We start from the raw sequence: 1426 nt of genomic DNA, 5'->3' as shown, positions 1-1426 counted from the left end.
TTTTTTCTCTTTTCCTCTCTTTTTGTCTTTTTCTTTTGTTTTTTCTCCCCTTTTTGCTTTCCCCCTCTTTTTCTCCCCCGCTGCGCTTCCACGGTGGCGCTCAGGGGGGATGGCCGTCCGGATGGCGAGCGGGGGCGGTGGGTGCAGCTGCCGTTCATCCGCGGATTCCGGACAGGGATGCCCCGGGCCGTTCCGCCCGTCGGCGGGCGGCCGTAGCCTCGACGGGTGAGCAGCATCGGACCCCGCGACGCAGCAGTTCCCGGCCGCACGGCGACCGTGCCCCAGCCCGGGCCGAAGCGGTGGTCGACATGGGCGCAGTTCCTCGTGATGGGGCTCGTCTGGGGCGCGAGCTTCCTGTTCATGAAGCTCGCGCTCGCGGGCGTGAGCTTCGGCCAGATCGCCTGGTCGCGGGTGCTGCTCGGCGCCCTCACGCTCGGCGTGATCGTCGCCGTGACGCGGCCGCGCGTGCCCGGCGCCGACGGCCGGCCGGGGCCCGTGCTGCCGCGGGAGCCGATCGTCTGGCTGCACTTCCTGGTCGTCTCGTTCACGACGTGCGTCATCCCGTACCTGTGCTTCGCGTGGGCCGAGCAGTACGTCTCCTCGAGCCTCGCCTCGATCTACAACGCGACGACGCCGATCATGACGGCGCTCATGGCGACCCTCGCCTTCCGGGTGGAACGGCTCGGGCTCAGCCGCTGGGTGGGCGTCGGCATCGGCATCGTCGGGGTGGTCGTCGTCATCGGGCCGTGGCAGTACCACGCGCTCACCGGCAGCCTCGCCGGGCAGCTCGCCTGCCTCCTCGCGACCGCCTGCTACGGCTTCACCTTCGGGTACCAGCGCAAATTCCTGAGCCACCGGCCGATCGCGCCCGCGACGTTCGCGTTCCTCTCGATCGGCGTCTCGGCCCTCGTGATGCTCGCGCTGACGCCGTGGCTCGCGCTCGGGCCCGTGCGGCTCGACTGGACCGTCGGCGGCTCGCTGCTCGCGCTCGGCATCCTCGGCACCGGCTTCGCGTACATCTGGAACATCAACGTGCTGCGGGCCTGGGGACCGACCGGCACCTCGACGGTCACCTACGTCACCCCGGTCGTCGGCGTCGCGCTCGGCGTCGCGCTGCTCGGCGAGCGGTTCAGCTGGCACGAGCCGATCGGGGCGCTGCTCGTGCTGCTCGGCATCCTGCTCGCCCAGGGCCGGCTGCGCCTGCCGCGACGCGCTGCGGCCGAGGCGCCTGCGGCGTAGCGCGCCGCGCCTGGTTCGCTCGGGCCGGACGGCACCAGCATGCGCCCGCGAGGCATCCGCCCCTTCCGCCCGACCGTTTGCGCCACTTCGGCATCGTTTTGGCCCCCCTGCTTGTGTCACAATGCCGAAGTGGGGGTGGGGGGTTGGTGGGGAGGGGGGGGTGGCCGCTTCCTGCTTTGTGCTTGGC

General features: G+C 70.7%; 1 protein-coding gene. It reads left to right on the top strand.

All coding sequences use genetic code 11. The annotated features are described in order from the left end of the window. Nucleotides 1-225 precede the first annotated feature (225 nt). The gene (locus ACFWE1_RS07255; RefSeq protein WP_376932793.1) at nt 226-1239 is read left to right on the top strand and encodes a DMT family transporter; all 1014 of its coding nucleotides are present in this window, start codon (nt 226-228) and stop codon (nt 1237-1239) included. Nucleotides 1240-1426 lie beyond the last annotated feature (187 nt).

Origin of the sequence: Agromyces sp. NPDC060279, from assembly GCF_042726785.1 — a bacterium.
In the GTDB taxonomy this organism is placed as follows: domain Bacteria; phylum Actinomycetota; class Actinomycetes; order Actinomycetales; family Microbacteriaceae; genus Agromyces.
This window is presented reverse-complemented; position numbering and strand designations above follow the sequence as displayed.